Origin of the sequence: Streptomyces sp. MA5143a, from assembly GCF_900290235.1 — a bacterium.
Lineage (GTDB): Bacteria > Actinomycetota > Actinomycetes > Streptomycetales > Streptomycetaceae > Streptomyces.
On record NZ_OLMK01000162.1, the window covers coordinates 1 to 3709 of the forward strand.

Consider the following 3709-nt stretch of genomic DNA (forward strand, 5'->3'; position numbering starts at 1 on the left):
CACGGTCTCCGCCAGATCCAGTACCGCAGCAACCTCGTCGATGGATGTCTCTCCGAAACCGGCCTCACCCTGACGACATCACGGCAACAACGTCAGTAACGCGCAGGCCGGGGTGATGGCGCTCTTTGAATTTCCTCAGTCTGTGATCTCTGGGTCGCCAAACCTGCTCAGTTGATCTCCCCATCCTTCGCGTGATCTTGCTCGGCGTGTCGAACTGGTATCGGTGTGTCGTGGACAGCCTGCGTGCGCAAGTTCGGCCTGTTCGGGGGCCCGGATGCTCACGCGGGAGGAAGACGTGGATGCGCACGCACTGCGTCGTCAGGGATGGACGATCTCGGCGATCGCCCGGCACTTGGGCCGGGACCGCAAGACGATCCGGGACTACCTGAACAACGAGCGGACTCCCGGGCAGCGGCGGCAGCCGCCGGACGCGTTCGTGCCGTTTCTGCCCTACTGCCGTCAGAGGCTGGCCGACGATCCGCATCTGTGGGCGTCCACGCTGTTCGACGAGGTTGCCGCGCTCGGCTATGAGGGTGCGTACTCGACGTTCACCCGCGCGCTGCGCCGCTATCAGGTCCGTCCGCACTGCGAGCCCTGCCACGCCTCCACCGGCCGCAATGTCGCGATGATCGCCCATCCACCGGGTGAGGAGATCCAGTTCGACTGGCTGGAGCTTCCTGACCCGCCTGGGTCGTGGGGCGTCGGAAGCCATGCGCACCTGCTGGTCGGGGCGCTGGCGCACTCCGGCCGCTGGCGGGCGGTGCTGGCAGAGTCGGAAGACTTTCCGCACCTGGTCCAGGCGCTGGACGAGGTGGTCCGCAGGCTCGGCGGGACGGCCCGCCGCTGGCGGTTCGACCGCATGGCGACGGTCTGCTATCCCTCAAGCGGCCAGGTCACGGCCTCCTTTGCTGCGGTCGCGAAGTACTACGGGGCCGGGGTGGACATCTGCCCGCCGCGGCGCGGCAACCGCAAGGGCGTGGTGGAGAAGGCGAACCACTCCGCCGCCCAGCGATGGTGGCGCACGGTCCCCGACGGCCTGAGCGTCGCCCAGGCCCAGTCCGGGGTCGACAAACTCGCTGTCCGGATGGACGAGCGGCGCCGGAAGGTGGACGGCATCTCCGTCACGGTCGCCGAACTCGCCGACATGGAACCGCTGTTGGACATCCCGGTGCGGCCGTTCCCAGCCGAGCTGGAGGTCCAGCGGACGGTCAGTGCGCAGAGCCTGGTGTCCTTCGACGGCAACTTCTACTCGGTGCCGCCTGGGCTCCCCGGCGTCCAGGTCCACGTCCGTCACCGGCTCGGCGAGGACTTCCTGCGCATCGCGACCACGGGCCGGGCAGTCATCGCCCAGCACCGCCGGGCCCCGCGCGGAGCCGGTCAGACCGTCCGCGACAACGGACACGTACTCGCCCTGGAACGGGCGGTGCTGGCCTCGTTCACCGACCGGGCGCCCTGCAAGACCAAGGTCCGCAGACCGCCGTCGGCCGCGGCCCTGGCCGAGGCCGAGCACCTGCGCGGCCAGCCGGCCGCCGGTGATCCGGCCGAGAAGGTCGTGATCGACCTCTCCACCTATGCCGCCGTGGCCGACCGGCTGCGGAAAGCCCCGACACCGAGGGAGGAAAGCTCGGAGTGAGTACGTCGCCGATGCAGATGAGCGAAGCGCGCCGCTTCCAGCAGCTGCGAGGACATCTGTCCTATCTCAAACTCAACGACGCCGCCGAGGCGTTGAACCGGGTCCTGGACCAGGCCCGCACCGAACGCATGTCGCTGACCGCCGCACTGGAGCGGCTGCTGGAGATCGAGGTCGAGGCCACCGAGGCCCGCCGGCTCGCGGCCCGGGAACGCTTCGCCTGCCTGCCCGAACCCTGGACGCTGAACGACTTCGACTTCGCCGCCCAGCCCGGCGTCGACGAGAAACTCATCCGCGACCTGGCCACCCTGCGGTTCCTCGACGACGCCTCCAACGTCCTGTTCGTCGGACCGCCCGGGGTCGGCAAGACCATGCTGTCCGTCGCACTCGGCCGGGCCGCGGTCGACGCAGGCCACCGCGTCTACTTCACCACCGCCGCCGAGCTCGCGGCCAAATGTCACAAGGCCGCACTCGAAGGCCGCTGGAAGACCTGCATGCGCTTCTTCGCAGGCCCGAAGCTTTTGATCATTGACGAGCTCGGCTATCTGCCGCTTCCCGAGGACGGCGCGTCCGCGCTGTTCCAGGTGATCAACCAGCGCTATCTGAAGTCGAGCACCATCCTGACGACCAACGTCGGCATCGCCGACTGGGCCGGCGCCTTCGGCGATGCCACCGTCGCGGCTGCGATGCTCGACCGGCTCCTGCACCGCGCCGCCGTCGCGGGCATCGACGGCCCCTCCTACCGGCTCCGCGGACACCAGAACCAGGCCGAGACCCTGCGCAAGGGAGTGAACGCTCATGTCTCATGACACCCCGCAGTCCCCGGCCCAGGGCCCCGTCCCGATCAACTGCGTCGTCTGCGAAGGGGAGTTCATCCCTCACCCGCGACAGATCTACTGCTCTCCCCGCTGCAAAGTCCTTGCCCGGCGCGCGGCCCCCGCTGAGCCGCAGACGCACTCCTGCCCGGCCTGCGGCGGCGACTTCACCGCCAACCCCCGTCTGCGACAGGTCTACTGCTCACCCGCCTGCCGCCGCGACGCGGAGAAACAGCGCGACCGCCAACGCGACGAAGAACGCGCCCGACGACTCGGCGAGACCCTCGCCCCACCCGCCATGCCCGGCCTCCCCCTGCCACCCAGATCCACACCTCGCAGCGGCTCACACACAGCTGTCCCCGAACGCGACCCGCTGGAGCCGACCGCCACCCGCAACTGCCCCCACTGCCAGCAACCGGTCACCATCGTCGCCCTGCTGGCCACACCCGAAGCCGCCCGGCCCACCATGCCCGCCGGACCCGACGTCATCCCGCTGCGGAGAACTCCCTGAAAGAGTCCGTCTGACCGTCACTGATCACCAGGGCCCGGCGACCTTCGGTCGCCGGGCCCTCACACCTGCTCTTCGCTCCCCACTCACCCACAAGATTCAAAAGCCAACCAAGTGGAGGGAAGAGCGAACCTGGCGATTTTCAGGAATCGCCATCAGGGGCGTACAGGAACCATCCCGATTCGGCGTGAGCGCGGTGGATCAGGCGGGAAGCAAGGACGTTGCCCTGGCCGGCTGCGGCCATCGCGGTATCGTCCAGGACGATGTGCACAGCGTCGCTCACCCGCTGGTCACCTGTCCCAGACGCCGGTCCAGCTCGCTGTCCAGGTCCACCGCCGCGGAGAACGGCACCGCGTCGACAGCGAATAGAGGGCCCGAAACAGGCGCGGTTCTGGGCGCAGCGGCCATTTTGGGCGTGCGTCCTGGAGTCTCAAGAAAGAGAACCCTGCCGTTGACGACACGAATCGCGACGCGCCGGGGTGAGATCCGGGCCGAGGCCGGACGCGGCAGCGCGGCGCGCGGAAGCGGTCGCGGACACCGTCCATGGTGAGCCGGCCGCCGGAGTCCGTGACGTAGACGCACGTAGCGCCGTACGGCTCCATGAGCCGCGCCTGGCAGGCGAGTTCGGCCGGTTCGACCAGGTGGGACATCATCAGGAACCCGGCGACGTCCATCCCCAGCTCCCGCGCGGCGGCGATGTGCTGGGCGGAGATGTCGGCCTCGGTGCAGTGCGTGGCGACGCGCACCGAGCGGATG

At 69.0% G+C, this 3709-nt stretch carries 4 protein-coding genes and 1 pseudogene; 3 read left to right on the forward strand and 2 right to left on the reverse strand.

The window, feature by feature from the left end; all coding sequences use genetic code 11:
• The first annotated feature begins 295 nt into the window (after positions 1–295).
• Genes SMA5143A_RS44525 through SMA5143A_RS42825 form a run of 3 tightly spaced genes read left to right on the forward strand, consistent with a single transcriptional unit; the run spans position 296 to position 2956 of the window.
• Positions 296–1633: a Mu transposase domain-containing protein gene (locus SMA5143A_RS44525; protein WP_258194089.1), complete on the forward strand. Its 1338-nt coding sequence runs from the start codon at positions 296–298 to the stop codon at positions 1631–1633.
• Positions 1630–2439: an IS21-like element helper ATPase IstB gene (gene istB / locus SMA5143A_RS42295; protein ID WP_229882598.1), complete on the forward strand. Its 810-nt coding sequence runs from the start codon at positions 1630–1632 to the stop codon at positions 2437–2439. Before SMA5143A_RS44525 ends, istB begins: the two co-directional genes overlap by 4 nt.
• Complete coding sequence (locus SMA5143A_RS42825) at positions 2429–2956, forward strand: hypothetical protein (RefSeq protein ID WP_146194066.1); 528 nt, start codon at positions 2429–2431, stop codon at positions 2954–2956. The genes istB and SMA5143A_RS42825 overlap by 11 nt, the downstream gene beginning before the upstream one ends.
• Positions 2957–3095: 139 nt before the next feature.
• Here the strand turns inward: SMA5143A_RS42825 and SMA5143A_RS43430 are convergent, their stop codons facing one another.
• Entirely contained in the window at positions 3096–3236 is a 141-nt protein-coding gene (locus SMA5143A_RS43430; protein WP_181362301.1) for a hypothetical protein, read from the reverse strand.
• 7 nt (positions 3237–3243) lie between these two features.
• Positions 3244–3709 (reverse strand): annotated as a pseudogene (locus SMA5143A_RS44530) (hypothetical protein); the annotation flags it as partial.

What these genes read in the sequence shown, in the direction of transcription:
- SMA5143A_RS42825 (WP_146194066.1), top strand. Translation starts at nt 2,429, where the DNA reads ATGTCTCATGACACCCCGCAGTCCCCGGCCCAGGGCCCCGTCCCGATC.